The following is a 26,797-nucleotide window of genomic DNA, read 5'->3' as shown; positions in this document are numbered from 1 at the left end:
TCTTCGCGCCGGACGCCGGACTGAGCGGGTGCTTTGACGATAACGAACCTATGGTGGCGTAAGCCGTGGCTCGTCGGTTTGCTCCCCGCAGAACCGCCTCGCCCGCCGCCCGAACTTCCTCACTACGAGCCCTTATCGCGTGAAGCACTTAAAGAATCGACGCCGCCGATGTCGTTCGGCGCGACCCTTACAGGACCCGCCGGCCGAACGCGCTCGCGGCGAGTTCGACGGCCAGTTCGGCCGTCTCGTTGTGTTGGTCGAGGATGGGGTTGACCTCGACCAGTTCCATCGACCGCAACGCGTCGTACTCAGCGACGGTCTCCATCGCCGAGTGGGCCTCACGGTAGGTGACGCCGCCCCGGACCGGCGTCCCGACGCCAGGGGCCTCGTTGGGGTCCAGCCAGTCCAGGTCGAGGCTGACGTGGACGCCCTCGGTCCCGTCGGTGGCGACGTCGAGCGCCGCCTCGGTGACCTCCGTGATCCCGCGTTCGTCGATGTCGGACATGGTGAACGCGGTCACGTCGCTGCCCCGGATCGCCTCCTTCTCGGGGTCGTCGAGGCTCCGGAGGCCGACGAGCGCGACGTTCTCAGCGTCGAGTCCGGCGGCCCTGCCCCACTCCGTCGCACCGATCTCCCCGCGGCCGAGCGCGGCGGCGAGCGGCATCCCGTGGACGTTGCCGCTCGGCGTGGTCTCGGGGGTGTTGAAGTCGCCGTGGGCGTCGAACCAGACGACGCCGACGGATGCGTCGCGTGCGGCACCGCCGAGAGAGCCCATCGCGATGGAGTGGTCGCCCCCGAGCACGAGCGGCGTCTCCCCGTCGCCGATCGCGGTCGCGGTCGCGTCGCGCAGGCGGCGACAGACGCCCTCGATCTCGCGGAGGAACTTCGCGTCGCCGACCGCCGGCGGTTCCCGGTCCGGGTCGCGCTCCTCGGGCCGCGGTGCCGGGAGGTCGCCGCCGTCGACGTAACCCGCGCCGGTGCTCTCGACCGCGTCGGCCAGGCCGGCGTACCGGATCGCCGACGGCCCCATGTCCACGCCGCGGCGGTTCGCCCCGTAGTCCGCGGGCGCTCCGATGACTCTCACGGTGTCGGTCATGGACGGACCTCCGCCCCCCCGGCGATTAAATCCGGTGATCCTCCGTGAAGGTTCGCCGGATCGGCGGACGTAGCGCCGACACCGAGGGGCGGGCGGCGTTGAAAAAACCGGGGTCTGTTCCGGCCGGGGGACGGCGCGGCGGGGGCGACGAGCCGACACCGCCACCTCGCCGCCGTCCCGACATCGACACGGTTATCATCGCGAGGTTCGGACCGGCTGACGTCGCTAAATCCTGGCTTCACCGTCGGATTTAAGGAAATCTATTACGAAGGTTTCCCTATGTCATCGATCGAACTGACGCCCAGTCAGAAGACAATTCTCAACGCGCTTATCAATCTCCACAGGGAGACCGAGGACGCCGTCAAGGGGGAGGATATCGCCGAGGAGGTCGACCGCAACCCCGGCACCATCCGCAACCAGATGCAGAGCCTGAAGGCGCTCCAGCTCGTCGAGGGCGTTCCGGGCCCGAAGGGCGGCTACAAGCCGACCGCGACGGCCTACGAGGCCCTCGAGATCCAGCAGATGGACGAGCCCGCCGCCGTCCCGCTCCAGCACGAGGGCGAGGACGTGACCGACGCAAACGTCGAGGAGATCGACCTGAGCAGCGTCCACCACCCCGAACTCTGCCGCGCCGAGATCCACCTGCAGGGGTCGGTACGCGACTTCCACGAGGGCGATTCGGTCACCGTCGGCCCGACCCCGCTCTCGAAGCTCCTGATCGAGGGGACCGTCGACGGCAAGGACGACACCAGCAACATCCTCATCCTGCGGATCGAGAGCATGCGGGCGCCCGCCGGCGAAGCGGAGCACTGAGCGACGCGGCGTCGACATCGTTTTCTCCCGTTAACTGGGGGTTGCCGACCCCGTGTGAGGGAGTCTCGTGGTAGCACGAAACACGCACCTCCGACTTTCAAAGCCTTTGTATCGGAGGATTCCCCACTACGAGCCATGCCAGCCAAGGTTGTCGTGCTCGGCGCGGGCTATGCCGGCGCCGGCGCGATACAGCAGCTCGAAGACGAGCTCGGCAACTCCGCCGAGCTGACGTGGGTGTCGGACACCGACTACCACCTCGTGCTCCACGAGTCCCACCGCTGCATCCGGGACCCGACGGTCCAGGAGAACATCACGATCCCCGTCGAGGAGATCAAGTCCCCGACGACCCGCTTCGTCGAGGACGAGGTCGTGGACGTGGACGTCGACGACCGGACGGTCGAACTGGCCGGCGGCGACGAGATCGACTACGACTACGTCCTCGTCGCGCTGGGCAGCCAGACCGCCTACTACGGCATCGACGGGATGGCAGAGAACTCGCTCACCCTCAAGAGCCTCGACGACGCCCTGGAGATCCACGAGCGAGTCAAGTCCGCCGCCCGGGACGCCACCCGCAACGACCCCGCGCAGGTCGTCGTCGGCGGCGCCGGCCTGTCGGGCATCCAGAGTGCCGGCGAGATCGCCGAGTTCCGCGACGAGCACCAAGCCCCCATCGACATCTACCTCGTGGAAGCCTTAGAGGAGATCTTCCCCGGTAACGACCCCGAAGTGCAGGGCGCGCTCCGCAAGCGCCTTCAGGAGGCCGACATCGAGATCCTCACCGACGACCCCATCGTGGAGGCCGGCGAGGACGCCATCTACTTCGACGAGGGCGAGCCTCTGGAGTACGACGTGTTCCTCTGGACCGGCGGCATCACCGGCCGCGACGCGCTGGACGGCGCGGAACTGGAGAAGGAACACAACCGCGTCAACGCCGAGGCCACCTTCGAGACCAGCGACGAGCGCGTGTTCGCCATCGGCGACTCCGCGATAATCGAGCAGAACGACCAGCCCGCACCGCCGACCGCGCAGGCCGCCTGGCAGGCCGCCGAGGTCGCCGGCGAGAACGTCGCCCGCGCCGTCGAGGGCCGCCCGCTGAAGACCTGGACCCACAAGGACAAGGGGACGGTCATCTCCGTCGGCGACGAGGCGGTCGCCCACGACGTGATGATGCTCCCGCTCAACACGTTCGGCTCGTTCCCCGCCGAGACGCTGAAGAAGGCCATCGCCGCCCGCTGGATCGCCGACATCTCGTCGTACGGCCGCGCCCTGAAGGCGTGGTCCGATCTCTAGCGACGACGACCTTTTTCTCGCTCGGGTGTCCTCGCAGGCCGCCGGCCTGCTGCGGGCACCCTCCCGACAAAAAGCTCGGCCAAAAACTCCGCTCGTTCGCTTCGCTCACTCGCGGCGAACCGCGCTCGCTTCGCTCGCGCGGATGCTCGACGATTTCGCCAGTTGCCGACAGCCTGCCCTTCCCCGTATCGGACCACGCTCCGCAGCGCGGAGCGGGTCCGCCCGGCCACGGCGGTCAGTCCAGGCTCAGCCCGGCGTGCCACTCGTCGACGCCGGCCTCGGCCTTCTTCTCGTCCATCTTCGCCAGCAGTTTGACGGCGAGCGACGCCGTCTCGGCGGCGCGGCTTTCGCCCTCCGTGCGGAACTCGCCGGTCTCGCGGTTGGCGTAGACGGAACAGACCGCGCCGGCGCGCAGGCCGTAGATGTTCGCGAGCGTGAGGATGGCGCTTGCCTCCATCTCCAGGTTCGTCACGTTCACCTCCTTCAGGTTCTCCACGAGTTCGTCGCTGCCGGCGGCCTCGAACCCCTCGAAGCCGGGGCGGCCCTGGCCGGCGTAGAAGCTGTCGGTGCTCGTCGTGATCCCGGTGTGGTAGTCGTAGCCAAGCCGCTCCGCGGCGGCGACCAGCGCCGAGACGACTTCGTGGTTCGCGTTCGCCGGGTAGTCCTCGCGGACGTACTCGTCGGTGGTCCCCTCCTGTCGCACCGCGCCGGTGGTGATGATCAGGTCGCCGACGGACGCCTCCGGCTGGATCGCCCCGCAGGAGCCGACGCGGATGAACGTGTCGACGCCGACGCGGGCCAGTTCCTCGACGGCGATGGCCGCCGACGGCGAGCCGATCCCCGTGGAGGTGACGCTGATCGGCGCGCCCTCGTACGTCCCGGTCGCGGTGCGGTACTCGCGGTGGTACGCTCGCTCCTCGTGGTCGTCCCACAGCGCCGTGATCTTGTCGACGCGCTCGGGGTTGCCGGGCAACAGGACGGCGTCGGCCATGTCCTCCGCGCTGACTTCGAGGTGGTACTGCACGTCCTCGTTGGGGTCCTCGCTGTCTCCGGGCATGTCCCGCCGTTGGGAGGGGGCGGATAAATACCCGGTGACACCGTCCGACCGGACGGCGACCCCGCGTCGGCAATGACGCGGCGTTCGGACCACGCGACTGGCAGGGTTCAAACTCCGGTGAGCGATTGCACTGCTCACGTCGGTTTGCAGTGGAAATGCGCCGACCGGGATTCCCGCGAGCGCAGTGGGCGGGAAGTCGGTCGGCAAACGACCGCAGGAGTGCGCCGACCGGGATTTGAACTCGATGGCGAACGCTCGCTGGCGCTCGCGTTCGCGTAGTTCAAATCCCTCGGTTTCACATACACGGCTCTCACGTTCGTTCGAGCCGATTATGCGCCGACCGGGATTTGAACCCGGGCCATGAGCTTGGAAGGCTCAGGTCCTGCCACTAGACCATCGGCGCACGTCGATCACTTCGTTCGCTCGCGCCCCGCAGTTCGCAAACCCGTCTCGGGTTTGCTCACCATCGGCGCTCACGCACGGCTAACTCGTCCTGCAATAAGGGCGTTGTCCTTTCAGTCGCCGGCGGGCGCGGGTTCGACGGCGGCGTAGCAGTTGCCGCTGGAGACGAACGCCTCCCGGACCGTCAGGTCGCTGTCGCGCAGGTCCGCCTCGAACTCCGCCGGCGAGTACACGTGGTAGAACCGCGGGACCGTCTCGCCGTCGGGGAGCGTCCAGTCGACGGTGGTGTCGAACCCCTCGTCGGCGTCGAAGCGGTCGTGGGCCGTGCTCCATGCGCTGACGAGCGCGACGCCGTCCGCGGCGAGGACGCGGGCGAGTTCGTCCAGGCTCGCGATGCGGGCCGCGCGGTCGGGGAGGTGGTGGAGCGTGGCGACGTACACCGCGACGGCGACGGCGTCGTCGGCGAGCGGAACGGCGGCGGCGTCGCACTGCAGGAGGTCGACGGGGAACCCGCGCTCGGCGGCGCGGTCGCGGGCCGTCTCCAGCAGCCCGCGGCTCACGTCCGCGCCGACGACCCGGTCGGCCTGCTCGGCCAGCAGTTCGGCGTGGCGGCCGTTGCCACAGCCCAGATCGAGGGCCACGCCGCCCGCGGGCGCGTCGTCGAGGAAGGACTCGACCTCCGGCCAGGGGTACTCGCGGGTCTTCGCGAAGTGGCCGGCGATGCGGTCGTACGTGTCCCGCACGGCGGCGGGGTCGCGGTCCATGGCGGTCGTTCGGGGCGTGCCTCGTTAACCCCGGCGATCACATGACGAGGAAGGCGCCGTACGCCAGCGCGAGCAGGATGGCGGCGTGTTTCGCCCCGTCGCGGATCCGGCCGCCGCTCATCTGCCCGGCGACGAACCCCGAGCAGACCCCGTGGATAACCGTCGTGTGGAAGAACACGAGCGTGTACGCCGCCTCGTTCAGGCTGCCGAGGTTCCCCACGGTCTGGAGCGACTCCATGTTCCGTATCTGGCTCGGCGTGTCGTTCGCCACGATGCTCCCCTCCGGGAGGTTCGGGATGAGGACGTTGTTCAGCGCCGCGATGATGATGAGGAACACGCCGAAGGAGACGTACACGACGACGACGTACGTCAGCATCTCCTGTCGCCGTTCGCGCTTGAGGCGGCGGTCGGCCTTGGCCTGCGAGGCGGTGATGCGGAGCACGGTCGAGAGGTCGCCGCTGGCGTTCATCGCCTGCGTGATGAGCGTGACCACCCGCGAGACGGTCGGGGTCCGCATCCGCCCTTCGAACCGCCGGAGCGCGGCGTCGACGTCGGCGCCCCACTGGATGTCCGCCCAGATGCGGTCGAGTTCGCGGTTCAACGCCCCGAGTTCGCCGCTCCGGACGCGGTTCAGGCTCTCGACGACTGTCATCCCCGCCTCGTTGACGCTCGCCAGTCGGTCGAGGAAGTCGGGGATCGACGCCTCGATGGCCTCGATGCGTCGCTTGTGCACCTCGTAGGCGAGGGCAAACGAGCCGATGACGAAAAGCGCCGCCTGGATCAGTAGGTCGTCGAGGCCGGCGGCGGTGACCCGCCCGTCGACCATCGACGACGGGAACCGGAGCGCCGTCACGACCACCGCGATCGGAACGGTGACCCATAGCAGCGTCGTGGGGTCGTCGAGCACCGTCTGGACGGGCTGGCCGAGCCGGTTCCGAACCCAGCGGAACCGGCGATGGGCCCGGAGCCGCTCGACGTTCGGGTGGTCCCCGCCGGGCCGGCCGCCGTCGGAACGGGCCGGTCCGGCGCGGCGGACGTCGGGGATCGGCTGGCCCACGTCGTCGGCGTCGGTCCGGCGAACGGTCCCCGTGTACGACCCCATCACCGAGCCCAGATAAAGCACGAACGCAATGTTGCCGACCGGCAGCAGGACGTACACCACGACCCGCAACAGGGGGAGCGTGTCGCTGACCGTGATGCCGATGACCACGAGGATGGTGATGAGAAAGAGCGGCCCCGCGACCAGCACGGTGACGTACGCCTCGGCTATCGTCGCCAGGAGGTTGAGCAGTTGCTCCTGCTGGGCCTCGGCCTCGTCCTGGTACTGCTCGTACTGCTGGCGGAGGAACTCCGAGAGGCTCCGCCCGCTCTGGAGGACGCTGACGAGGTTCTCGCCGAACTCCTTGAAGTCGTCGCTGGGCGATCGGCGGCTCATCGTCGTCAGCGCCGTTATCATGTCCATGCCGAACAGCTCGACGTTGCGGACGGCGACCCGCATCTCGTCGGCCGCCTCGCCGTACACGTTGCGGTTCTCCGAGAGGATACGCATCACCTTCGGGAACGGCATCCCGCTCCGGGAGAGCGCGTACACGAACGCCACCATCTGTGGCATCGTCACGTCGATCCGGTCGGCGCGGCCCTCGGCTCGGTTCGCCGGATACCACCAGCGGAGCCAGTAGGTCGTCAGCCCGCCGACGGTACCAAGCGTCAGGCCGGCGGCGAGCAGGAGCACGAGGAGCTGGGTCGGCGACACGCTCGTCACGCCGCCGACGCCGGCGAGGACGGAGAGCTGTTCGGGCAGCGTCTCCCGGATCGTCGCCGGGTCCACAGCGAGCAGCGTGAGCACCCCCCAGATGACGTACGTCGCGAGCACGCTCCCGGCAAGCGCGACCAGGGTGGCGAAAAACAGCGTCTTCGCCGCGTAGATGCGGTACGTCGTCGGCAGTTGCGCCGCGCGGAGCAGGCGGCTTCGCCGCGCCCGCTTTCGGCCCCTGTCGTCCACGTAGTCGCCGAACGTGACCATGGCGAACCGGGTGACGACGCGGTCCGCCCGGACGCTGACCGGCGCGAGCGCGACCGGCAGCAGGACGACGACGGCGACGACCAGCGGGAGGTAGTTGACGAGCGCCATCAGTCGGTGGCCGGCTCGGTTTCGAGCGGGTCGCCGTCCCCCTCGATCGAGTCCATCGCCGCCTCGGGGTCCGAGTAGTAGTCGTTTATCATCGCGGTGAAGCGGCGGTAGTCGGTCACGCCGTTGTCCCAGAGGAACCGGAGGAACTCGCGGCGGCGCTGCAGTTCGCGCAACAGCTCCGACTGGTTCCACCCGTTGTCGTCGCGGATCTCGTCGAGCAACTTGCTGTCGCCCCGCGAGAAGGTGTCGTCGCTCGGGTCCCACGTGAAGGCCGTCGAGTAGTCGAGTTCGCCTGTGCGCTGGTCGATGCCCTCTATCTCGGCTATCGTCTTGTTGCGGCGGACGCGCTCGCCCTCGAACCGGGTGAGCGTCTGGACGCAGAGCACGTCAAGGCTCTGGACCATCGCCCGCGGGACGTTGATCGGCTCGTTCTCCAGGCGGTTGATGACGGTGCGGACGCTGTCGGCGTGCATCGTCGAGTAGGTGGTGTGGCCGGTGTTCATCGCCTGGAACAGCGTGATCGCCTCCTCGCCGCGGACCTCGCCGACGACGATGTACTCGGGGCGGTGGCGCAGCGCGGACCGCAGGAGGTCGTACATCGTGATGTCGTTGCCCTCCGAGAGGCGGTCGCGGGTGACGCTAGAGAGCCAGTTGTCGTGGTACAGCGTCAGTTCGCGGGTGTCCTCGATGGTCAGCACCTTCGACCGCGGCGGGATGAACATCGAGATGGCGTTCATCGACGTGGTCTTGCCCGACGCCGTCCCGCCGGCGAACACGAGGCTCTTGTTGTTCTCGATGGCCAGCCAGAGGTACGCCATCTGGTCGACGTTGAACGTGCCGTACTCCAGCAGGTCGACCGGCGTGAACGGCTCGTCGGCGTACTTCCGGATGGTAAACGCGGACCCGCGGGGCGTCACCTCCTCGCCGAGCGCGAGTTCGGCGCGGCTCCCGTCCGGGAGCGTCGTCTCGACCATGGGGTCGCCGACCGAAATGTGGCGGCCGGAGTGTTGGGCCAGCCGGACGACGAAGTTGTCGAGTTCGTCGCGCTCGAAGGAGACGTTCGTCTCGATGTCGGTGTACTCGTCGTGGTAGACGAACAGGGGCAGGTCGTACCCGTCACAGGAGACGTCCTCGATGTGCGCGTCCCGCATGATCGGGTCGATCTTGTTGAACCCGCGGAACGCCCGGTAGAGGTAGTAAAACAGCGTATGGAAGGTCCGCATGTCGACATCCGCGCCGTAGCGTTCGAGGTGTTCGCGGAGCTCCTCGGCGAGCACCGCCTCCACGTTCGACTCGTTGACGTCCTGCCGGTAGATGAGCGGGTCGCGGATGTCCTCGAACAGCGCCTCGAGCAGTGCGTACTCGTCGGTGTCGAGTTCCGGCTCGACGACGTGGTACAGGTGTTTGTTCTCCTCGGGGTCGAAGAGGATCGACACGAACGCGAAGGGGGCGTTCACCCAGTACCGATCGACCTCCTCGTGGCCGTCAATCCCGTCGAACGTGACGATCCGACCGTGCCGCGACGGGTCGTAGTTCTCCGGGGAGATAGTCGACCCCCGGAGCATCTCGACCGCCCGCCGGATCCGCCGTCTGAGTGCGTCGAACGTGGAGTCCGACTCGGCCTCCGTCTCCGGGGTGGACGGCGCTCCGTGGACGGCGTCGGCGACGCCGTGCGGTTCGTCGGACCGCGCCGGTTCGTCGCGCGGGCCGGAATCCGGCGGCTCCCTGCCCTCCCGCTCGGCGGCGTCGGCCGGTTCCCGGCCGTCGTTTCCGGGGTCGGGGTCGGCGCTGTCGTCGGCGTCGTCCTGCGGGTCATCGGACGTGTCCGCCCCCGTTCGATCCCGTCGGTGCTCCGGGTCCCCTGCCATTGTCACCCACTGAAACGGCTACCTGTCCCGATACGGTTCACTTGGGGAAAAGTTGGGTCGACGGGACTTAAATTGGACGGCCGGGCCTGGCGGCGCGCTCACCCGCCCGCGGCGACCCGCGACCGCCGTGGGGCGTGTCATCCCGGATCCGCCCTCCGGCGAGGTGCCTCGGGCGTTACGTTCATACCCGGCGAGACCGTAGCACCTGACAGGGAATGAGGCGCGACTACTTCACGCTTGACGTGAGCGACGTTGACTGGGTCGACGAGGGCGGGGACCCGGCGAAGCCGACCGTACGGATCGATTTCGAGGGACCGGCGTCCACGCTCGAGGAGCAGTTGACAGGCGCGGACGGGGAGTTCCTCGACGCGGACGGCACGGACGTCGCGTTGCGCCTCCAGTCTGCGATCGACGACCCGGACGCGACGGGCGTCGTCAGCGTCACCAACCGGGTGACGGGCGATTTCATCCTCGAACTGAACGAGGACGCCGACGACGTGCTCGCGTTCATCCGCGCGGCCAGACGCTACGGCGAGGAGGCCGCCGACGACGACGGCCGGTACGAGGTCCGGATCTACGTCGACGGCGAGGAGCTGGTCGTCTACGACAAGCGGACCTTCCTCGTGTACAACAGGGAGGGGAACCTGCTCAGACAGCACAGCCTCATCCCGAGCGGCGTCGAACTCTAGAACCGGGTCCAGCCGTCGTCGGCGCCGGGCAGCCCGCGTACGCGAAACGCGCGCCCGTCGTCGTCCACTTTCGTCTGTATCATCCCGTCGAACAGCTGCCGGATCGTGTGGGCGGTCTGCTCGTCGTGGGCCTCGCTGTCGAGCGTGTACAGGCCGAGCGCGTCGGCCGCGCCGATGCGCCCGGTGAAGATGTGGAGGAAGCGAAACACCGTCTTCACGTCGGCGTACATCAGCAGTTGCGACAGGGAGTCGAACGCGGTCCGGGGCCGGTAGCCCCGGTCGGTGAACATGTCGATCAGGTCCGAGCTCTCCATCCCGATGCCGGTGAGGTCCCGCGGCGACGAGACGCGGCGGATGCGGTCGTCGCCGGAGGCCGGCCCCTCCTGCCCGGTGCAGTCGACCACGCCCAGCCCGCTGACGGAGTCGACGTCGAGCCGGTCGGTGATCCCGTCGTGGACCTCGTCCGGGCCGTTCTGGGTCGTGACCACGACCACCCCGTCGTCGTCGGCGTACCCGTCCGCGAGCACGTCGAGGACGAGGCCGCGCTTCCCGCTCATCGACGGTCCGACGACCAGCAGGTTCGTTCCGCCGGCGATCGCGTCTGTGGGAAAGTCGATGTCGAGAGAGTACATGGCGGATCCTGCGACCGGGCGGCGTGGTTGCCCCTTTCTCACCACTCCCGGATAAATTGAGGTGATAGCGGCTTCGAGCGCGCGGGGAGTGGCGGTCGCGTCGCCGGTCGGCCCATCGACGTGGACCGACCGACAATGACTTGTTCGCCGCGGGGGAACCCGCCGTCTATGACACTGTTCGGAACCGCTGGGATCCGCGGTCCCGTCCGCGACGACGTGACGCCGGAGCTCGCGCTCGCGGTCGGGCGGGCGGCGGGCGCGGACGGCGAGACGTTCGTCGTCGGCCGCGACGGCCGCGTCACCGGCCCGGCGCTCGCCGCCGCGGTCGAGGCGGGGCTGGAAAGCGCCGGCGCGGACGTGCGCCGGGTGGGACAGGTGCCGACGCCGGCCCTCGCCTTCGCCTCGCAGGGCCGGCGCGGTGTGATGGTCACGGCGAGCCACAACCCGCCGCAGGACAACGGGCTGAAGCTGTTCGTCGACGGCGTCGAGTACGACCGCGACGCCGAGCGGACCGTCGAGGAGCGCGTCGAAGCGGCCGGAGCGCCCGTCGACTGGGCCGAGTGGGGCGACGGCGAGCGCCTCGACGTGCTGGACGCCTACCGGGACGCGGTCGCGGACTACGCCCGGACGACCCTCGGCGAGGGCGAGCGTCCCCTCGACGGGCTGTCGGTCGCCGTCGACTGCGGCAACGGGATGGCGAGCCTCGCGACGCCCCAGGTGCTCCGCGCGCTCGGCGCGGACGTTACGGCGCTGAACGCGAACGTCGACGGCCACTTCCCGGGCCGCGAGAGCAAGCCGACGCCGGAGTCGCTCGCGGACCTCCGGGAGTTCGTCCGCGAGGGCCACGACGTGGGGATCGGCCACGACGGCGACGCCGACCGGATCGTGATCGTCGGGCCGGACGGCGACGTCGTCCACGAGGACACCGTGCTGGCGGTGCTGGCGAATCACTACACCGCGGCGAGCGATGCGACCGACCCCGTCGTCGTCACGACGCCGAACGCCTCCGCCCGGATCGACGAGCGGGTCCGCGCCGCAGGCGGCCGCGTCGAGCGGGTCCGGCTGGGCGCGCTCCACGAGGGCATCGCCCGTGAGCGCGCGGCCGGCGACGAGGGGACCGAAGTCGCCTTCGCCGCCGAACCCTGGAAGCACATCCACACGGCCTTCGGCGGCTGGATCGACGGCGTGACCAGCGCGGCCGTCATCTCGGGGCTGGTCGTCGACGCCGGCGGCGTCGCGCCGCTCCGCGAGCCGGTGACCGAACGGCCCTACCGGAAGGTCAGCGTCGAGTGCCCGGACGATCGCAAGGAAGCGGCGATGGAGCGGCTGGCGACGAGCCTTCCGGAGCGGTTCCCCGACGGCGACGCGAACACCGACTACGGCGTCCGGGTGGAACTACCGGACGGCTCGTGGGTGCTGGTGCGGCCGAGCGGCACCGAGCCGTACGTCCGGATCTACGCCGAGAGCGACGACGTCGACGACCTCATCGAGACGGCCCGCGGGACGGTCGAGGACGCCGTCGGGCAGTGAGCGGGCGGCCGCGCTAGTCGTCCCGTCCGACCGCTGCCGGTGCTTACTTCTCCCCCGTGGCCGAACCCCGTCGCATGGAAGACCGCGAACTCATCGAGCGCGCCCGCGAGGCCCACCAGACCGCACACGTGCCGTACTCGGAGTACCCCGTCGGGGCGGCCCTCGAAACCGCCGACGGCTCGGTGTACACCGGCTGTAACATCGAGAACGCCAACTACAGCAACAGCCTCCACGCCGAGGGCGTCGCGGTCGCACACGCGATCCACGACGGCCAGACCGAGTTCGTGCGCGTGGCGGTGAGTTCGGCCAAGCGCGACGGCGTCACGCCCTGCGGCCGGTGCCGGCAGACGTTCGCGGAGTTCTGCGACGAGGACTTCGTCGTCCTCTGTGACGAGGGCGACGGCATCGCGGAGTACACGCTCGGCGAACTCCTCCCGAACACGATCACCGAGGACATGCTCGACTGACGGGCGTCCGGTCGACCGACCGCGGTTACGGCTCCGGTTCGACGGCCTCGACGGTCGGCGGCGTCTCCAGCGCGTCCGCGTCGGCGGCGTCGGCGTCGACGCCGTACGTCGTCACCAGTTCCTCGCCGGCGGCGAGCCGTCCGGACCAGGCGATCCGCTCGTCGTCGACGGTCTCCCAGCCGCCGTTGCCCAGGTCCGCGAGCGGCACGCTCGCCGGCACTTCGTCGACGATGCGGACGGTCGCGGGGTCGTCGTGGAGCGAGTCGACCGAGAGCGCGACCACCGGCACGGGGAAGGCGTCCGTGACGACGGCCTTCTCGACGCGGACGCCCGCGACGACGACGGTTATCGACACCGCGGGGTCGGCCGCGGCCGTCAGGTCGGAGTGGTTCGTGGCACCCATACCACCGTCCGCACCGCTTTGCCCCATTGTTATGCGGCGTTTGCGGCTCCGGCGGGCGCAAGCCCTCCGAACGCCTCACGCGATGTCGCGGCTGTTGTCCACCGTTACGCGCCGTTTGAAGTCCAGCCTGAGCGCGTCCCGCGGGGCGTCGCCGCCCCGGAGCTTCGGCACCGTGAGCCGGGTTCGAAGCTGGTTCCTGTGGACGTCGACGGCGAGGTCGAAGATCACGTCGGCCATGTACTCGGTGGCGTCGCGCCCGTCCGGCACGGCCCGGCCGTCGACGCAGTGGAGGACGGCGGCGGCGTCCTTCCCACGGAGCAGCGACCGCAGTTCCGTCAGCGCGGCGCGGTAGTTCGGCGTCCGTTCGAGCGGCGCGACGGGGTCGACGACGACGAGGGTCCGCTCGTTCAGCGCGCGGACGGCCCGGACCAGGTCGGTCAGCGGGTCGCCGCCCCCGACCTCACACACCTCCACGGACCCGGGGCTGACGCTCTCCCGGAGCGCCCGTTCGACGGCCCCGGCGGCGCGCTCGGTCGTGACGTACAGCGTCCGCCGCTGGGCCGCGATCTCGTACAGCAGCCGCTCGGACTGGCTCGCCGGCGGCGCGGACAGCGCGACCACGCTCCCCGCGGGGATCCCCCCGTCGAGTTCGCGGTCGAGCCGGTCGACGCCGGTGGTGAAGCGCGGTCCCATTCCTGCCGGAGCGACGACGGGTTGGGGGTTAGTAAGCCGGCCGCTAACGCCGCCGAGCGCCGCAACGCCACGCTGAAACGGCCCGCGAACCAACGCGGCGTATGGACCTCGATCTCCTCGGCTGGCCGCCCGACGGGCCGACCCTCCGGCTCGATTACGAGCGGTTCAGCTACGCCGGGAAGTTCGTCATGTCGAACACGGGGAAGGCAGTCGTCCGACCCGGCGCGGACGACGATCGGGACCTGAGCGAGGCGGACGATGACAGTGAGGGCGAGGCCGGAACGCCGGCCGATCAGGGCGACGACTACGACGCCGTCCTCGCGGCCGCGGCGTTCAACGAGGACCGCACCGACGCGGGGACGCTGTGGATCCGCTACATCACGGTCCGCAAGGACCTCCGGGGGGAGGGGATCGGCCCGGACCTCGCGGACTTCGTCGCCGACCGGGCCGCCGACCGCGGCTACGAGCGCGTCCGGATCGCCGTCAACAACCCGTTCGCCTACGAGGCGCTGTACAAGGCCGGCTTCGGCTACACCGGCGAGACCACCGGGATCGCCGAACTGGTGCTGGAGCGCCCCGGCGACCGGAGCGCCGAGCGTTACCGCGCGGGCATGGCCGAGTTCCGCGGCCGCGGCAACCTGAGTGACGCGGAGCGGGCGTTCGTCGCCGCGGCCGATACGCCCCCCGCCCGTGCCTGACCCCGCGGTTTCCCCGTTCGATAGGTTCTAACCGGGCCGCCCGCAAGTTGTGGAAAGTGCTCCCCGACGGCGGACGCCGACGGCTGCTCGACGTCTGGCGGCGAGTCCTCGACCTCTCGTGGCCGGTGATGGTCGAGCAGTTCCTGCGGACGCTGATGCGGACGACGGACATCGTCGTCACCGGGCTGTTCTCGCCCGCGGCCATCGCCGCCGTCGGGCTCGCCGACCTCTACGCCCGTCTCCCCCTGCGGATCGGGCTGGGGCTGGGCAGCGGCGTCATCGCGCTCTCCAGCCAGGACACCGGGAGCGGCGCCGAGGCGAACCGCGACCAGGCGGTGACGCAGGCGGTGGCGATCGGTGCCCTCGCCGGCTTGCCGTTCGTCGCCTTCGGCCTCCTGCTCGGCGACTGGGCGATACAGGTGCTCGGGGCCGGCGCGGACGTGGTTCGGATGGGCGGCATCTACCTCGCTATCGTCCTCGCCACCAGCCCGGCCCGCCACGTCGCGCTCGTGGCCGCCCGGTCGGTACAGGGGACCGGCGACACGCGGACGCCCATGTACGTCAACGGGCTGTCGAACGCGCTGAACATCGCTGGAACGGTCGCCCTCGGCCTGGGCCTCGGCCCCGCGCCGCGGCTTGGCATCGTCGGCGTCGGCATCGCGACGGCCTTCGGCAACGTCTTCACCGCCGGCGCGCTCCTCGTCGCCATGTGGGGGCCCTGGACGCCCGCGTCCCTGGTGTGGCCTGGCGACTGGACCGTCACCAGACAGTTGCTCGCGATCAGTTTCCCGCGGATTCTGGAGGGCGTGGCGACGTTCGTCATGGACTTCCCGTTCAACTCGATCCTGCTCGTGTTCGGAACCGAGGTCAACGCAGGCTACCAGATCGGACGGCGCGCCTATCAGCAGATCACCGCGCCGCTGTCGCGGGGGTACCGCACCGGGACGGGCATCGTCGTCGGGCAGTCGCTCGGCGAGGGCGACGCCGCCGGCGCGCGCTACGGGGGCTGGGCCGCCGCGCTGCTGGGCCTCGTCACCGTCGGGTCGCTCGGCGTCGTCCTCTTCGTCGCGGCCGAACCGCTCGTCGCCGTCTTCACCGACGACCCCGAAACCGCGCGGTACGCGGTCGGCTTCACCCGCGCGTTCGCCGCGGCCGCGCCGTTCACGGCCGTCTACATCGTGCTCGCCGGGGCGCTCACAAGCGGCAGCGACACGCGGACGCCCTTCCTCGCCCGGCTCACGGGGATGTTCTTCTGGATGCTCGGCCTCTCCTACGTCGTCGGCGTCCGCCTCGACTACGGCGTCGTCGCGGCGTACGCCGGCCTCGTGGCCTACTACGCGTGGGCGACGGTCTACGTGGCGGTCGGGTTCCACCGCGGCGGCTGGGTCGGGCGGACGGAGGCGATGATGGCGGAACGCGGGAGCGCCGCCGGCGAGGACTGACGGGAGCCGGACGGGGTGTTCTGGTGCCCGCTCCACCCGACCGGCGAAGTCGCTCCGCGGCGGCGTCGCCGTCGTCCCCGTCCCCACCTTACAGCCGCGTCAGGTTGACCGCGCGCGGCCCCTTCTCGGCCTCCTCGATGTCGAACTCAACCTCCGCGCCCTCCTCCAGGTCCGGGCCGCCGACGTCCTCCATGTGGAAGAAGATGTCCTCCTCCGCCTCGTCGGTCTCGATGAACCCGTAGCCCTTCCGGTCGTGGAAGAAGGCCACCGTACCTTGTGCCATGTGAACTTCGGACGTGGATTCGCGCCTGACGCGTATATACTCGTCGCCGCCGATTTTCTTTCGCGAGCGTGCCCGCACGAGACTCCGTTTCGACGTCCCAACCCGCCGACTGGTCCGACGACGGGAACGACTGGATGCGGTTTTATTTATATACCCTCGCGGCCGTCGATGTTTGTATCGGCAGCCCGAAATCCCGCTGTATGCCGTCGCTACGCGGGTTGTGAAGCGTTCTCACACGGTGTAACCACCACAAAGCATTTATAACGACGGAACAACGGTAACAATCGTACCCCTACCCATGGTGACAGTAGCGAGTATCGATGGTCGCACCCCGTTCACGGGTGCATTTGCGGCAGAGAAAGCTACCGTTGCCGGTACAGCAATCCAAAACCAAACATGACAAGCAAAACAGAGAAGTTCCGTGGCCTGTTCCTGGCCGCGCTGATGGTCTTCTCCGTCTTTGCAGGGTCCGTTGCCTTCGCTGGTTCCGCCGCTGCGGCGAACCAGAGCGACGGCGACGATACCCTGAATCAGGACGGGGAAACCTTCTGGCAAGGACAGGACGTCTACGTGGCATTCGATTCGACCGATGCAGGTAATGGAGTAGCATTCAACCAAAGCGAGGATTATCAGATCCGTAACAACGAGACCGGCAACCTCGTGCGTGAGCGTACCGCTGACTCGAGTGGTCAGGGGACGCTGATCTCGACGTCGGGTCTCGACGGCACCTACGACCTGACGGTCGGCGGTGACCGTGTCTACACGTTCGAAGTCGCCGCGCAGGACTTCACCGTGTCGGCCGACGACGGTACGGTCGTTAACGACGGCTCCACCGAGACGTTCGACATCGACTCCAACCGTGGTACGTTCTACGTGAACGTCTCCGCGGACGGTCTGAACGCATCCGAGGTCTTCTCGGACGCGAACGTCAACGAGGAGTACGGCGACACCGTCAAGCTTCGGGTTTCCGGTGGCGGTTCCGTTACCGGTAACTTCAGCGGCGTCTCCGCTGACGAGTACGACCTGAGCTTCGACGTGAACGACACGGACGCGGAAGATACCGTGTCGCTCAACGTGACCGCCGCAGGTGACGAGGACACCAGCTTCCAGAGCCGCCTCATCACCCAGCAGGTCGGTGACATCGCGGAGTTCACCGTCAATCTGGAGAACACCGACACCGCGTCGATCACGATCGGTAACATCGACAACGACGGTTACCAGGCCAACGCCACCGTCATCGACGACGACGGCGACGGCGAGGTCACCGTCCAGTACAACACGTTCCAGGCCGGCACGGACAACGCGATCTCCGTGACGGGCGACGACGTGCTCGACTTCCAGAACGACTCTGCCCTCGATTCCGGCCTGCTCGCCACCACCACGTACGACATCTCCGTGCGTGCCGGTGACGACTACACGGCCAGTTCCGACGCACGCGCGTCGCTGAACCTCCAGAGCCGTTCGACGAACGACCTCAGCATCGGCACCGCGCCGGCTGCCGAGGACTTCTCCGAGTTCGCTGACGTCACGGACGCCGTGACCGAGGACAGCAGCATCGCGACCGACGACTACATCATCCACGAGCTTGACGCGTCCGGTCTGTCGGGTGTCGTTGAGGACCAGGGCAGTCTGTTCACCCTGATCAACAACAACGACAACGTCAGTCTGACCGTCACGCAGGACAATCCGAAGCCGAACCGTCAGGCGAAGAGCTTCACTCCGGGTCCGAACAACAGCACGGTCTACGCTGACGGCGCCAACGACACCTACTACGTCGTTGTCGACACTACTCAGCTCAACAGTGCTAGCCCGAGCGACGGTAGCTACACGACCGAGTTCCTCATCTCCGAGGACTCCGCCCTCACGGGCGACGAGGACGAGTCCGTCAGCGACTCGTTCAACCTCGTGAACAAGGAAGCGACCGTGACGCCGCCCGAGGTCGAGGCCGCCGCTGGCCAGACCATCGAGGGCACCTCGACGCAGGCCGCCGGCACCGAGCTGACGGTCCGCGTCGACAGCGCTCAGGGCGTCAGCCCGCCGTTCCTCCTGGAGGACCAGGTTACGGTTCAGGAAGGCGGCACTTGGTCCGCTGAGCTCGACTTCAGCGAGGACGCGTCCGCCGGTGACAACTTCACCGTCGACGTCCTCTACGAGGGCGAGTCCCAGCTGGACGATGCCCAGACCGGCACGGTTGGTGACGTCCAGCCGTCCCAGGTCTCCTTCAGCGGTGAGATCAGCGACGACGGTACGGTCGTGACGGTCGACGAGGTCTACCTGCCGAACGGCGGCTTCGTCACCATCCACGACTCCACCGTTGGCGACGACGCCATCGGTAGCGTGCTCGGTACGTCCGAGTACCTCGAGGCCGGCCAGCACACCGACGTGCAGGTCGAACTCGACAGCGCCGTCGAGACCGACCAGACCCTCGTTGCCATGCCGCACATGGACTCCAACGACAACCAGGAGTACGACTTCGTCTCCTCCGAGGGTGACGCCGACGGTCCGTACACGGCTGACGGTTCCGCCGTGACGGCCGGCGCCGAGGTCGACACGCCGCTCGACGACGAGGACGACACGACCACGACGACCACGACGACCACGACGACGACCACGACGACGACCACGACGACGACCACCACCACCGACGACACCACCACCACGACCACCACCACCGACGACGGTGGCGACGGCACGACGCCGTCCGACGGTGACGGTGACGGTGACGGTGACTCCGACTCCGGTGGTCAGCCCGGCTTCGGCATCAGCATCGCCATCGTGGCGCTGCTCGCCGCCGCCATGCTGGCCCTGCGTCGTCGCGACTAACGTCGCACGAACCACCGGCTAACGCCGGCTCTTGCCGATTTCATTTCTTCGCGCGCTACGCCCGATAGCGACTGCTGTCCGCGGACGCGCTCCGTAACCACACACCGCTACTACTGCAACAACAGAAGTGAAACTCAGTCCAGCAGTTCGGACGGTGCGCCGGCCAGATCCCGGAGGGCGTCGCGTTCGACGTGATGGAGTTCGCCGGGGACGACCAGTAGGTGCAGCGGGCCGCCGAAGGACTCCGACGCGAGGTCGGCAACGCGGTCGGCCCGGACAACTGGCTCGGGACTGCCTGCGCGGGCCACCACGACGGCGAGGAGTTCCGGGTACTCGCCGGCGAGATACTCGGCGGCCGTGTCGGCGGTCATGTACTCGTCGAGTTCGGCGTCGCCGGCGCGGGCGACCGCGGCCTCGTTGTCGACCTTGATGTCGAGGTAGACGAGGGTGTGGAGGCCGCGTTCGCGGTTCTCGTCTATCGTCTCCGTGACGCTGGCCGGGAGGCCGTCCGCGCCGTGGGCGTAGTCGAACGGGAGCGTCGTCGCCTTCCCGAAGCGGTAGTTCTGGAGGCCGGTCAGCGCGCTGGCGGCGGCCTGCGCGGTCGTGCCGTGGACCACCCGCGTCTCGACCCCGCGGTCGTGCGCGCGAAGGCGGAGGTCGACGTGGGTCGTCGAGATCATCGTGTCGCCGGCGGTGAGGAAGGCGACGTCCTCCGACTCGGCGGCCGCCAACACGCGCTCGGGGCGCTGTTCGACGTCCGCACGCTCCAGCACCTCGATCTCCGTGTCGTGGTACGCCTCCAGTTCGGCGACGCTCGTCCCGACGAGCGTGCTGGTGTAGAACTCCGCGAACGCGCGGTCGGCGTCCCGCAGGGCGTCCCGGCCCTCGACGGTGATCGACCGCTCGTCGTAGAGGCCGAGGCCGATGAACGTGAGCATACCCGGACTCGGCGGGCCGGGCGCTTAACGGCCGGGGTTCGGAAGCGTCAGGCTTACCCCCCGCAGGCGTCCACGTTCGCGGTATGGAAGCGCCGTGTGTGCGCGTCGCGCGGGAAGAGGGCGAGGCGACCCGCCGCGCGCTCGCGGACGACGACCTCGTCGCCGAGGACCTGGAGATCGAGTTCGAGGACGGCTTCCTCTACCTCCCGGTGACGGACGCGGCGGCCGTCCCCGGCGAGTACGACGTGGTCGTCCGCGACGTGCCCGAGCGGGAGACCCAGACGACGCCCGCGGACCTGCTCGACGACGCGCCGAGCTACGGCCGCCTCGGCGACATCGTCGTCATCGACGAGGACGACCCCGAGCGCGCGCGGACGGTCGCGGACGCCGTCGTCGAGTCGGACCTGCCCGTCGAGACGGTCGTGAATCGCGCCTCGAAGGTGCAGGGCGAGCTACGGGTCCGCGACTGGGACGTGCTCGCCGGCGACTCCACGGAGACGGTCCACCGCGAGTACGGCTGCGAGTACGCCGTCGACATCGCGGAGATGTACTTCTCGCCGCGCCTCGCCACAGAGCGCCACCGCGTCGCCGAGCAGGTGGAGTCGGGCGAGCGCTTCTTCGACATGTTCGCCGGCGTCGGCCCGTTCGTGATCCCCGCGGCGAAACGCGGTGCGACGGCCGTCGGCGTCGACCTGAACGAGCGCGCGGTCGAGTACCTCCGGGAGAACGCCGAGCGAAACGGCGTCGGCGACCGCGTGACGGCCGTCGCCGGCGACGTGCGCGACGTGGCGGCGGACTACGAGGACTGGGGCGACCGGATCGTGATGAACCTCCCCCACAGCGCCGACGACTTCCTCGACGCCGCCGTCTCGCTGGCGGGCGAGGACTGCGTCCTCCACTACTACGACATCCAGCACGAGGACGACCCGTACGGGCCGGGCGAGGCGGCGATCCGCGCGGCGGCGGAGCCGACCTACGAGGTCGCAGTCGAGACGCGCCACACCGTGCGGTCGTACGCGCCCCACGAACTGAACGTCTGTCTCGACGTGCGACTCACTCGCGAGGGCGGGTGAATTCGCAATCCTTAAACCGATTATCGCGCCTATCAGTAAATGCGCGAGGCACCGCGAACGTGCCGGTGTAGCTCAGACTGGCTAGAGCGAATCCTTCGTAAGGATTAGGCCGAGGGTTCAAATCCCTCCACCGGCTCTTTTTGCCGAACGAAGTGAGGCTGAAGAGCTCGTGGAGGGATTTGAATCAGGGAGGAGATTGCTCCGACCGTGGTTCACGATCCCCTCCACCGGCTCTCTACCGCGAACTGCTCTCAAGCTGCGGAGGCACTTTCCACTGAACGTCCTCACCCGCCGGCCAGCAGCTTCTCCTCCCAGCGCGGCACGGCCCGCCGGTAGAGGCCGACGCCGACGGCGGCGAGCGCGGCCGCCGCGACCGCTAACCCGCCGAGCAGCGACGTCGGCACCGGCGACACGACGAGCGCGACGATCAGCGTCGGGACGAGCGCGAGGGCGACGGCCGCGCCGAACGCGGCGAACAGCACGCTGTCGAAGAGGAACTCGTTGGGCTGGAAGCCGGCAAGGTACGTCGTCAGGCCGAACAGGTACAGTTCGACGCCGACGAGCAGGAGCGCGCCGACGGCGACGTGTGCGGGGTCGCCGCCGAGCCACGCCACCGCAACCGCGAGGTAGACGAGGCCGTTGGGCACGGCCAGCAGCAGGAACGCGCGGAACTTCGCGGCGAACAGGTCGGCGACGGAGACGGGGTAGGATAGGTGTTCGTCCGGGTCGTCGAACTGCGTCAGCCAGTTGTACGTGGTGAAGCCGGTCAGCCCGAGCAGCGCGCCGAAGGAGAGGCCGGTCGACGGCTCGACGCCGGTGACGGTCTCCGTGAGGCCGACCAGGGCCGCGCTGACGCCGAACAGGACGCCGCCGGAGAAGACCACCTTCCAGAGGCCGCCGCTGCTGCGGGCGACGTCGATCAGGCTCCGGGTGAGCAGGCCGTTCTCGTCGCGGAGGCGGCGACGCCACCGGCCGAACGACGCGGTGGCCGTCCGCGCGCCGCTGCGACTCGTCGGGTCGTACGCCGCGAGGCCGACGGCGGCGAGCGCGACAGACGGCAGGATCGCCGCGGCGACGGCTGTCGGGGACGGCGAGCGGTACAGCGCGTAGGGGGTGAGCGAGAGCAGGTCGAACTCCGCGGCGACGCCCAGGCCGACGGCCGCCGCGGCCGCGAGGCCGAGGATCCGCGCGGAGAGCCCGCGGGTCGACAGGCCGACCAGCGCGAACGTGACGGTCATGCCGAACAGGAACGTGAGCGTCGTCGTCGCCCACAGCACCGGGAGCCGGGCCGCCAACGCGGGGTCGCGGACGTACGCAAGCGGCGCGACCGACAGCGTCAGCGGCAGGAGGAAGGCGACGGCGTAGAACGCGAGGTCCTTCACGAGGAAGACGGCGAGCAGCCGACGGCGCGAGAGCGGGAGCGTCCGCGCCGAAAACACCAGCAGCGTCATGTCGCCCAGCAGGTTCTCCAGCGCGTCGCGCCCGACGAAGCCGACGGTTCCGGTGTGCAAGCCGAAGGCGAACGCCAGCGCGTGCAGGCCGGCGGCGACCGACGCGACGGTCACGTCCGTCAGCGAGAGGAACCACATGGTGCCTGCGCCGAGTGCCGCGATCAGGAGGGGGAAGCCGACGAAGCGCCGGCCGCCGAACAGGTCCGCGTGGAGCCGGTACTCCTCGCGGACCATCGCCCCGAACAGGGTTCGCGTCAGGCTCATGGTTCGGCCGCGACCTCCTCGCGGGCCTCCGGCGCGTCGACGTTGTCGAGGAACGTGTCGAGCAGCGACTCGTCGTCACCCAGTTCCCGCGGGTCCCGCTCGGCGAGCAGTTCGCCGTCGCCGACGATGCCGACGCGGGTACATATCTCCTCGGCCACCTCGACGTGGTGGGTCGAGAAGAACAGCGTGTTCCCGTCGGCGGCGTAGGACTCGAAGAACCGCTTCGTGCGCTCCTGGACGATGGGGTCCAAGTTCGCCAGCGGCTCGTCGATGAACACCAGGTCCGGCTCGTGGAGGAACGCGCCGGCGATCATCGCCTTCTGCTGTTGGCCCCGCGAGAGGTCCGTCGACAGCGTGTCGAGCTTCTCGGTGAAGGAGAGCCGGTCGGCCCACTCGGCGACGCGTCGCTCGCGGTCGTCGTCGTCGATCCCCCGCACCGCGCCGACGAACTCGAAGTACTCCCGCGGCGTGAGGAAGCTCGGCGGCGACTCCCGCTCCGGGAGGATGCCGACGCGCCGCCGCGTCTCGACGGGGTCGGTCGTCGGGTCCGTGCCGAGCACCGACACCTCGCCGGCGTCCGGCCGGAGCTGTCCGGTGAGCACGCCGATGGTCGTCGATTTGCCCGCGCCGTTCGGGCCGAGCAGCCCGAACAGCTCGCCGTCGTCGACCGAGAGCGTGAGGCCCGCAAGCGCCGTCAGGTCGCCGTAGGACTTCCGAAGCCCCTCGGTGCGTATCGCGGTCATCGACCCGACAGTCACGTGGCGGACACAAATTCCTGTCGCCGGACGGAGGGCTTGCCGGCACCGCCGTCGCGTGCGTCCGGGGCCCCGTAACGGCCGCTCGCCGCCGCACCTATGCCGCCGGCCCGCGTAGGGAGCCCATGGGCCTCTACGACGAACTCGCGGACCTCCCGCTCCGGGTGGAGGGGGTCGACCTCGTCCGAGCCGAGCGGGACACTTCCTCGGACTTTACGCGCGTGACGACGACCGTCGAACTCCACGGGCCGGACGCCACGGGACGCGGCGAGGACGTGACCTACGACGCCGCGGCACACGATGCGATGGACGCGGGTGACTACGACGTCGCCGGCGAGTACACGATGGAGGAGTTCTCTGCGGCGGTCGGCGACGCCGACCTGTTCCCGGCGGGCGACCCCGAGCAACAGGCGGCACGGAACTACCGCCGGTGGGCGTTCGAGAGCGCCGCCCTCGACCTCGCCCTGCGGCGGGCCGACGAGTCGCTGGCCTCGGCGCTCGGCCGGTCGTACGACCCGGTCCGCTTCGTCGTCTCCACGCGGCTGGGCGACCCGCCGACGACCGACCGGATCGAGGCGCTGCTGTTGGTCCACGACGACCTGGCGTTCAAACTCGACCCCACGTCGGCCTGGGACGACGCGCTGGTCGCCGACCTAGCGGAGATGGCGACGGTCCGCATCCTCGACCTGAAGGGCCGGTACGAGGGGACGGAGGTCGACCAGCCCCCGGACCTCGACCTGTACCGCCGCGTCGCCGAGGCGTTCCCCGAGGCCGCCATCGAGGACCCGGCGCTGACCGACGCGACGGAGCCGTTCGTCGACGACGTGGCCGACCGCGTCTCGTGGGACTACCCGATCACCGGCGTCGAGAGCGTCGAGGCGCTGCCGTTCGAGCCGAACTGGCTCAACGTCAAGCCCTCCCGCTTTGGCTCCGTCGAGGCGCTGCTCGACACGATCGAGTACGCGCTCGAACGCGACATCACGCTGTACGGCGGCGGCCAGTTCGAACTCGGCGTCGGCCGCCAACACCTCCACGCGGTCGCGTCGCTGTTCTACCCGGACTCGCCGAACGACGTCGCGCCGGGCGGCTACAACGACCCCGAGCCGTCGTCGGACCTGCCCGCCAGCCCGCTTGCCCCGCCGTCGGACCCGTCGGGGCTCTCCTGGGCGTCGCCGGACGCGAACGCCCCGCGGTAGTCGGCGGCGAAGGTCCGCAGGTCGCGGGGCGGCCGCCCGAGGACGCGCGCCACGTCGTCGGTCACGCGCCCCGCGAGCCCGAGGCGGGCCGTCGTGTAGATGCCGACCATCACGAACACGAACGGGAGCGGCGCGTCCCGGCCCAGCCACCGCCGGACGAACGCGACGACCGACGGGGCCGGATAGCGCACGTCGCGGTCGAGTTCGGCGGACAGGGCCGCTGCGACCTCCTCGTAGGTGAGCGCGGCCGGGCCGGTGAGGTCGTAGGCGCGGTACGCGTGGCCCGGCTCCGTCAGCGCGGCCGCACCGACCGCCCCGACGTCCCGCGCGTCGACGAAGCTCGTCTCCCCCTCCCCAGCGGGGACGAACAGTTCGCCGCGCTCGACGAGGTCCACGCGGTGGACCTCGACGAGGTTCTGCATGAAGAAGGAGGCCCGCAGGAACGTGTAGGGGACGCCCGACGACTCGACCCGCCGCTCGATGCGGCGGTGCGGGAGCAGCGGGTTCCGGTCCGCACCGAGCACCGAGAGGTACGCCAGCCGTTCGACCCCGACGCGGGCGAGCGCGTCGACGGCCTCCCGCATGCGGTCGACGCCGACGCCCGGCGGCCGGACGAGGAAGGCCCGCGAGACGCCGTCGAGCGCCCCGCCCCACGTCTCGGGGCGCTCGAAGTCGAACTCGACGGCGGCCACGTCGCTCCCCCACCGCTCCCGCGCGGCCGCCGGCCGCCTGACCGCCACCCGCGGCGTCGCTCCGCGCGCGACCAGTTCGTCGACCACCGCGGAGCCGACCGTGCCGGTCGCCCCCGTGACAAGCGTCGCCACCTTACGCACCCCCGATCTTCGGCAGTTCCCGGGCGTGCCGTCCCTCCTCGACGCAGTCCAGCAGGAAGTCGGCGACGTCCGCCCGCGACACCGACTCGAACCCCAGTTCGATGTCGCCGGCCCGGTACTCGCCCGTCCGGGGACCGTCCGTCAGCCGCGGCGCGCGGACGACGGTCCAGTCCGTCCCCGACGCCCTGACGAGGTCGACGTGGCGCTCGGCGTCGGCCAGCACCTCCCCCTGCAGCAGCTTCAGCAGGACGCCCATCACCCGCCCCGACAGCGGGACGGATTCGCCCTCCGTCCGGACCCCCGCGCCGGTGAGCGTGACGAACCGGTCGACCCCCTCGGCCTCCATCGCCGCGAGGATGTGCTCCCCCGCGACGGTCAGCAGGTCGTCCGGGCCGTCGTCGGTCTGCCCGAGCACGCTCACGACGGCGTCCGCGCCCGCGACGGCCTCCCGGACGCCGTCACCGCCGTAGGCTCCGCCGGCGACGAGCGTCAGGCGGTCGTCCTCGAACGGGAACCGGTCCGGGTCGCGGACGAACCCGACGACGTCGTGGCCGCGGTCTATCGCCTGCCTGACGAGGGGCACGCCGGTCCGTCCGGACGCGCCGAATACGGTGATGTTCATGCGCGCACCTACGGGCCGGACGGTGATATACGGGCCACTTCGAGAACCAGTAGTAACGGCGCTCTCCGGTAATCCTGCGCTACGCTTGCAAAACAGAAGTATTTCCCCGTGGCGGCCGAACCGACGACCATGGACGACCGGAGCTCACTCGACGCGGGCGGCGGCCGGCAGGAGGCGGCGGCGCTGCGGGAGGCGCTCGACCCGGCGGAGCGCGAGCGCGTCGAACGGACCGTCGCCGACCTGCTCGACCTGCTCGGGAAGGCACACGCCATGGCGGTGCTCAGGGAGTTCGCGTTCGCCGACGGGCCGCTCCGGTTCTCGGACCTGGAGGACGCCCTCGGCGTCTCGCCGAACACGCTGTCGGAGCGACTCGCCGCGTTCACGGAGGCCGGCCTCCTCCACCGGCGGCAGTACGACGAGATCCCGCCCCGCGTGGAGTACGAACCGACCGAGCGGGCGGAGGCGCTGTTCCCCGTGTTCGGCCACCTGCACCGCTGGGCGGTCGACTACGACCTGTAGCTACTGAATCCGTAGCGGCGACCGGTCCGGGGAGTCACACGCATTTACCGCCCGACCCCGTACGA

General features: G+C 69.6%; 25 protein-coding genes and 2 tRNA genes. 12 read left to right on the top strand and 15 right to left on the bottom strand.

Translation table 11 applies throughout. The annotated features are described in order from the left end of the window. Positions 1 to 187: 187 nt before the first annotated feature. Positions 188 to 1,096, bottom strand: coding sequence for an arginase (gene rocF / locus EYW40_RS16340; protein WP_135822723.1), 909 nt, complete (start codon positions 1,094 to 1,096; stop codon positions 188 to 190). A 279-nt stretch (positions 1,097 to 1,375) separates the two neighbouring features. Between rocF and EYW40_RS16335 the strand changes: the two genes are divergently transcribed. Next, positions 1,376 to 1,909, top strand: coding sequence for an Rrf2 family transcriptional regulator (locus tag EYW40_RS16335; protein ID WP_135822722.1), 534 nt, complete (start codon positions 1,376 to 1,378; stop codon positions 1,907 to 1,909). Positions 1,910 to 2,044: 135 nt separating this feature from the next. After that, positions 2,045 to 3,199: an NAD(P)/FAD-dependent oxidoreductase gene (locus EYW40_RS16330; RefSeq protein ID WP_135822721.1), complete on the top strand. Its 1,155-nt coding sequence runs from the start codon at positions 2,045 to 2,047 to the stop codon at positions 3,197 to 3,199. 235 nt (positions 3,200 to 3,434) lie between these two features. Here EYW40_RS16330 and EYW40_RS16325 read toward each other — a convergent pair whose 3' ends face one another. The 5 genes from EYW40_RS16325 to EYW40_RS16305 form a co-directional block, all read right to left on the bottom strand. Then, entirely contained in the window at positions 3,435 to 4,256 is an 822-nt protein-coding gene (locus EYW40_RS16325) for a nucleoside phosphorylase (RefSeq protein WP_135822720.1), read from the bottom strand. 332 nt (positions 4,257 to 4,588) lie between these two features. Next, positions 4,589 to 4,659 (bottom strand) — tRNA-Gly (locus EYW40_RS16320). 112 nt (positions 4,660 to 4,771) lie between these two features. Continuing rightward, entirely contained in the window at positions 4,772 to 5,422 is a 651-nt protein-coding gene (locus EYW40_RS16315; protein ID WP_135822719.1) for a class I SAM-dependent methyltransferase, read from the bottom strand. 37 nt (positions 5,423 to 5,459) lie between these two features. Next, entirely contained in the window at positions 5,460 to 7,553 is a 2,094-nt protein-coding gene (locus EYW40_RS16310; RefSeq protein WP_135822718.1) for a type II secretion system F family protein, read from the bottom strand. Further along, the gene (locus tag EYW40_RS16305; RefSeq protein ID WP_135822717.1) at positions 7,553 to 9,421 is read right to left on the bottom strand and encodes a type II/IV secretion system ATPase subunit; all 1,869 of its coding nucleotides are present in this window, start codon (positions 9,419 to 9,421) and stop codon (positions 7,553 to 7,555) included. Before EYW40_RS16305 ends, EYW40_RS16310 begins: the two co-directional genes overlap by 1 nt. Before the next feature lie 215 nt (positions 9,422 to 9,636). Between EYW40_RS16305 and EYW40_RS16300 the strand changes: the two genes are divergently transcribed. Beyond that, on the top strand, positions 9,637 to 10,110 hold the full coding sequence (locus EYW40_RS16300) for a DUF5793 family protein (protein WP_135822716.1): 474 nt from the start codon (positions 9,637 to 9,639) through the stop codon (positions 10,108 to 10,110). Here EYW40_RS16300 and EYW40_RS16295 read toward each other — a convergent pair. Further along, entirely contained in the window at positions 10,107 to 10,742 is a 636-nt protein-coding gene (locus EYW40_RS16295) for an RAD55 family ATPase (protein WP_135822715.1), read from the bottom strand. The genes EYW40_RS16300 and EYW40_RS16295 overlap by 4 nt on opposite strands. Before the next feature lie 168 nt (positions 10,743 to 10,910). Here EYW40_RS16295 and EYW40_RS16290 point away from each other — a divergent pair, with 168 nt between their 5' ends. Both EYW40_RS16290 and cdd read left to right on the top strand, forming a co-directional pair. Further along, positions 10,911 to 12,272, top strand: coding sequence for a phosphohexomutase domain-containing protein (locus tag EYW40_RS16290; RefSeq protein WP_135822714.1), 1,362 nt, complete (start codon positions 10,911 to 10,913; stop codon positions 12,270 to 12,272). A gap of 74 nt (positions 12,273 to 12,346) precedes the next feature. Then, the gene (gene cdd, locus EYW40_RS16285; RefSeq protein ID WP_135822713.1) at positions 12,347 to 12,739 is read left to right on the top strand and encodes a cytidine deaminase; all 393 of its coding nucleotides are present in this window, start codon (positions 12,347 to 12,349) and stop codon (positions 12,737 to 12,739) included. Positions 12,740 to 12,764: 25 nt separating this feature from the next. Here the strand turns inward: cdd and EYW40_RS16280 are convergent, their stop codons facing one another. Together EYW40_RS16280 and EYW40_RS16275 are read right to left on the bottom strand one after the other, a co-directional pair. Continuing rightward, the gene (locus EYW40_RS16280) at positions 12,765 to 13,142 is read right to left on the bottom strand and encodes a hypothetical protein (RefSeq protein ID WP_135822712.1); all 378 of its coding nucleotides are present in this window, start codon (positions 13,140 to 13,142) and stop codon (positions 12,765 to 12,767) included. A gap of 75 nt (positions 13,143 to 13,217) precedes the next feature. Further along, positions 13,218 to 13,835, bottom strand: a complete 618-nt coding sequence (locus EYW40_RS16275; RefSeq protein ID WP_135822711.1) for an RAD55 family ATPase — start codon at positions 13,833 to 13,835, stop codon at positions 13,218 to 13,220. A gap of 101 nt (positions 13,836 to 13,936) precedes the next feature. On the opposite strand from EYW40_RS16275, the gene EYW40_RS16270 reads away from it, so the two are divergent. Both EYW40_RS16270 and EYW40_RS16265 read left to right on the top strand, forming a co-directional pair. After that, positions 13,937 to 14,533: a GNAT family N-acetyltransferase gene (locus EYW40_RS16270; RefSeq protein WP_135822710.1), complete on the top strand. Its 597-nt coding sequence runs from the start codon at positions 13,937 to 13,939 to the stop codon at positions 14,531 to 14,533. Positions 14,534 to 14,661: 128 nt separating this feature from the next. Next, the gene (locus tag EYW40_RS16265) at positions 14,662 to 15,975 is read left to right on the top strand and encodes an MATE family efflux transporter (protein ID WP_135822785.1); all 1,314 of its coding nucleotides are present in this window, start codon (positions 14,662 to 14,664) and stop codon (positions 15,973 to 15,975) included. Positions 15,976 to 16,063: 88 nt separating this feature from the next. Here the strand turns inward: EYW40_RS16265 and EYW40_RS16260 are convergent, their stop codons facing one another. Then, positions 16,064 to 16,258 (bottom strand): cold-shock protein, encoded by a 195-nt coding sequence (locus tag EYW40_RS16260; RefSeq protein WP_135822709.1) that lies wholly within the window; start codon positions 16,256 to 16,258, stop codon positions 16,064 to 16,066. Between the two features lie 396 nt (positions 16,259 to 16,654). On the opposite strand from EYW40_RS16260, the gene EYW40_RS16255 reads away from it, so the two are divergent. Further along, the gene (locus tag EYW40_RS16255; protein WP_135822708.1) at positions 16,655 to 19,081 is read left to right on the top strand and encodes a DUF7282 domain-containing protein; all 2,427 of its coding nucleotides are present in this window, start codon (positions 16,655 to 16,657) and stop codon (positions 19,079 to 19,081) included. Positions 19,082 to 19,215: 134 nt separating this feature from the next. Here the strand turns inward: EYW40_RS16255 and dph5 are convergent, their stop codons facing one another. After that, complete coding sequence (gene dph5, locus EYW40_RS16250) at positions 19,216 to 20,019, bottom strand: diphthine synthase (RefSeq protein ID WP_135822707.1); 804 nt, start codon at positions 20,017 to 20,019, stop codon at positions 19,216 to 19,218. 83 nt (positions 20,020 to 20,102) lie between these two features. Between dph5 and EYW40_RS16245 the strand changes: the two genes are divergently transcribed. Then, entirely contained in the window at positions 20,103 to 21,092 is a 990-nt protein-coding gene (locus EYW40_RS16245; protein WP_135822706.1) for a class I SAM-dependent methyltransferase, read from the top strand. 61 nt (positions 21,093 to 21,153) lie between these two features. After that, a tRNA-Thr gene (locus tag EYW40_RS16240) sits at positions 21,154 to 21,228 on the top strand. 148 nt (positions 21,229 to 21,376) lie between these two features. Here EYW40_RS16240 and EYW40_RS16235 read toward each other — a convergent pair. Together EYW40_RS16235 and EYW40_RS16230 are read right to left on the bottom strand one after the other, a co-directional pair. After that, positions 21,377 to 22,807, bottom strand: a complete 1,431-nt coding sequence (locus tag EYW40_RS16235; protein WP_135822705.1) for a hypothetical protein — start codon at positions 22,805 to 22,807, stop codon at positions 21,377 to 21,379. Beyond that, a complete protein-coding gene (locus tag EYW40_RS16230) occupies positions 22,804 to 23,550 on the bottom strand; it encodes an ABC transporter ATP-binding protein (protein WP_135822704.1) in 747 nt (248 codons plus the stop codon). The genes EYW40_RS16235 and EYW40_RS16230 overlap by 4 nt, the downstream gene beginning before the upstream one ends. A gap of 137 nt (positions 23,551 to 23,687) precedes the next feature. On the opposite strand from EYW40_RS16230, the gene EYW40_RS16225 reads away from it, so the two are divergent. Next, positions 23,688 to 24,758 (top strand): enolase-like domain-containing protein, encoded by a 1,071-nt coding sequence (locus tag EYW40_RS16225; protein ID WP_135822703.1) that lies wholly within the window; start codon positions 23,688 to 23,690, stop codon positions 24,756 to 24,758. Here EYW40_RS16225 and EYW40_RS16220 read toward each other — a convergent pair. Both EYW40_RS16220 and EYW40_RS16215 read right to left on the bottom strand, forming a co-directional pair. Continuing rightward, positions 24,650 to 25,582, bottom strand: coding sequence for an SDR family oxidoreductase (locus EYW40_RS16220; protein WP_202614572.1), 933 nt, complete (start codon positions 25,580 to 25,582; stop codon positions 24,650 to 24,652). The two genes, EYW40_RS16225 and EYW40_RS16220, sit on opposite strands and share 109 nt — an antisense overlap. Before the next feature lies 1 nt (position 25,583). Beyond that, entirely contained in the window at positions 25,584 to 26,213 is a 630-nt protein-coding gene (locus EYW40_RS16215) for an NAD(P)-dependent oxidoreductase (protein ID WP_135822701.1), read from the bottom strand. A gap of 129 nt (positions 26,214 to 26,342) precedes the next feature. Here EYW40_RS16215 and EYW40_RS16210 point away from each other — a divergent pair, with 129 nt between their 5' ends. Then, positions 26,343 to 26,732: a winged helix-turn-helix transcriptional regulator gene (locus tag EYW40_RS16210; RefSeq protein WP_135822700.1), complete on the top strand. Its 390-nt coding sequence runs from the start codon at positions 26,343 to 26,345 to the stop codon at positions 26,730 to 26,732. The last annotated feature ends 65 nt before the right edge of the window (positions 26,733 to 26,797 follow it).

Origin of the sequence: Halostella litorea (assembly GCF_004785955.1) — an archaeon.
Classification (GTDB): domain Archaea; phylum Halobacteriota; class Halobacteria; order Halobacteriales; family Natronoarchaeaceae; genus Halostella; species Halostella litorea.
The sequence above is the reverse complement of the archived record's forward strand: the minus strand, read 5'-3'. Positions and strand labels throughout refer to the sequence as shown.

What these genes read in the sequence shown, in the direction of transcription:
- rocF (WP_135822723.1), bottom strand. Translation starts at nt 1,096, where the DNA reads ATGACCGACACCGTGAGAGTCATCGGAGCGCCCGCGGACTACGGGGCG.
- EYW40_RS16335 (WP_135822722.1), top strand. Translation starts at nt 1,376, where the DNA reads ATGTCATCGATCGAACTGACGCCCAGTCAGAAGACAATTCTCAACGCG.
- EYW40_RS16330 (WP_135822721.1), top strand. Translation starts at nt 2,045, where the DNA reads ATGCCAGCCAAGGTTGTCGTGCTCGGCGCGGGCTATGCCGGCGCCGGC.
- EYW40_RS16325 (WP_135822720.1), bottom strand. Translation starts at nt 4,256, where the DNA reads ATGCCCGGAGACAGCGAGGACCCCAACGAGGACGTGCAGTACCACCTC.
- EYW40_RS16315 (WP_135822719.1), bottom strand. Translation starts at nt 5,422, where the DNA reads ATGGACCGCGACCCCGCCGCCGTGCGGGACACGTACGACCGCATCGCC.
- EYW40_RS16310 (WP_135822718.1), bottom strand. Translation starts at nt 7,553, where the DNA reads ATGGCGCTCGTCAACTACCTCCCGCTGGTCGTCGCCGTCGTCGTCCTG.
- EYW40_RS16305 (WP_135822717.1), bottom strand. Translation starts at nt 9,421, where the DNA reads ATGGCAGGGGACCCGGAGCACCGACGGGATCGAACGGGGGCGGACACG.
- EYW40_RS16300 (WP_135822716.1), top strand. Translation starts at nt 9,637, where the DNA reads ATGAGGCGCGACTACTTCACGCTTGACGTGAGCGACGTTGACTGGGTC.
- EYW40_RS16295 (WP_135822715.1), bottom strand. Translation starts at nt 10,742, where the DNA reads ATGTACTCTCTCGACATCGACTTTCCCACAGACGCGATCGCCGGCGGA.
- EYW40_RS16290 (WP_135822714.1), top strand. Translation starts at nt 10,911, where the DNA reads ATGACACTGTTCGGAACCGCTGGGATCCGCGGTCCCGTCCGCGACGAC.
- cdd (WP_135822713.1), top strand. Translation starts at nt 12,347, where the DNA reads ATGGAAGACCGCGAACTCATCGAGCGCGCCCGCGAGGCCCACCAGACC.
- EYW40_RS16280 (WP_135822712.1), bottom strand. Translation starts at nt 13,142, where the DNA reads ATGGGTGCCACGAACCACTCCGACCTGACGGCCGCGGCCGACCCCGCG.
- EYW40_RS16275 (WP_135822711.1), bottom strand. Translation starts at nt 13,835, where the DNA reads ATGGGACCGCGCTTCACCACCGGCGTCGACCGGCTCGACCGCGAACTC.
- EYW40_RS16270 (WP_135822710.1), top strand. Translation starts at nt 13,937, where the DNA reads ATGGACCTCGATCTCCTCGGCTGGCCGCCCGACGGGCCGACCCTCCGG.
- EYW40_RS16265 (WP_135822785.1), top strand. Translation starts at nt 14,662, where the DNA reads ATGGTCGAGCAGTTCCTGCGGACGCTGATGCGGACGACGGACATCGTC.
- EYW40_RS16260 (WP_135822709.1), bottom strand. Translation starts at nt 16,258, where the DNA reads ATGGCACAAGGTACGGTGGCCTTCTTCCACGACCGGAAGGGCTACGGG.
- EYW40_RS16255 (WP_135822708.1), top strand. Translation starts at nt 16,655, where the DNA reads ATGACAAGCAAAACAGAGAAGTTCCGTGGCCTGTTCCTGGCCGCGCTG.
- dph5 (WP_135822707.1), bottom strand. Translation starts at nt 20,019, where the DNA reads ATGCTCACGTTCATCGGCCTCGGCCTCTACGACGAGCGGTCGATCACC.
- EYW40_RS16245 (WP_135822706.1), top strand. Translation starts at nt 20,103, where the DNA reads ATGGAAGCGCCGTGTGTGCGCGTCGCGCGGGAAGAGGGCGAGGCGACC.
- EYW40_RS16235 (WP_135822705.1), bottom strand. Translation starts at nt 22,807, where the DNA reads ATGAGCCTGACGCGAACCCTGTTCGGGGCGATGGTCCGCGAGGAGTAC.
- EYW40_RS16230 (WP_135822704.1), bottom strand. Translation starts at nt 23,550, where the DNA reads ATGACCGCGATACGCACCGAGGGGCTTCGGAAGTCCTACGGCGACCTG.
- EYW40_RS16225 (WP_135822703.1), top strand. Translation starts at nt 23,688, where the DNA reads ATGGGCCTCTACGACGAACTCGCGGACCTCCCGCTCCGGGTGGAGGGG.
- EYW40_RS16215 (WP_135822701.1), bottom strand. Translation starts at nt 26,213, where the DNA reads ATGAACATCACCGTATTCGGCGCGTCCGGACGGACCGGCGTGCCCCTC.
- EYW40_RS16210 (WP_135822700.1), top strand. Translation starts at nt 26,343, where the DNA reads ATGGACGACCGGAGCTCACTCGACGCGGGCGGCGGCCGGCAGGAGGCG.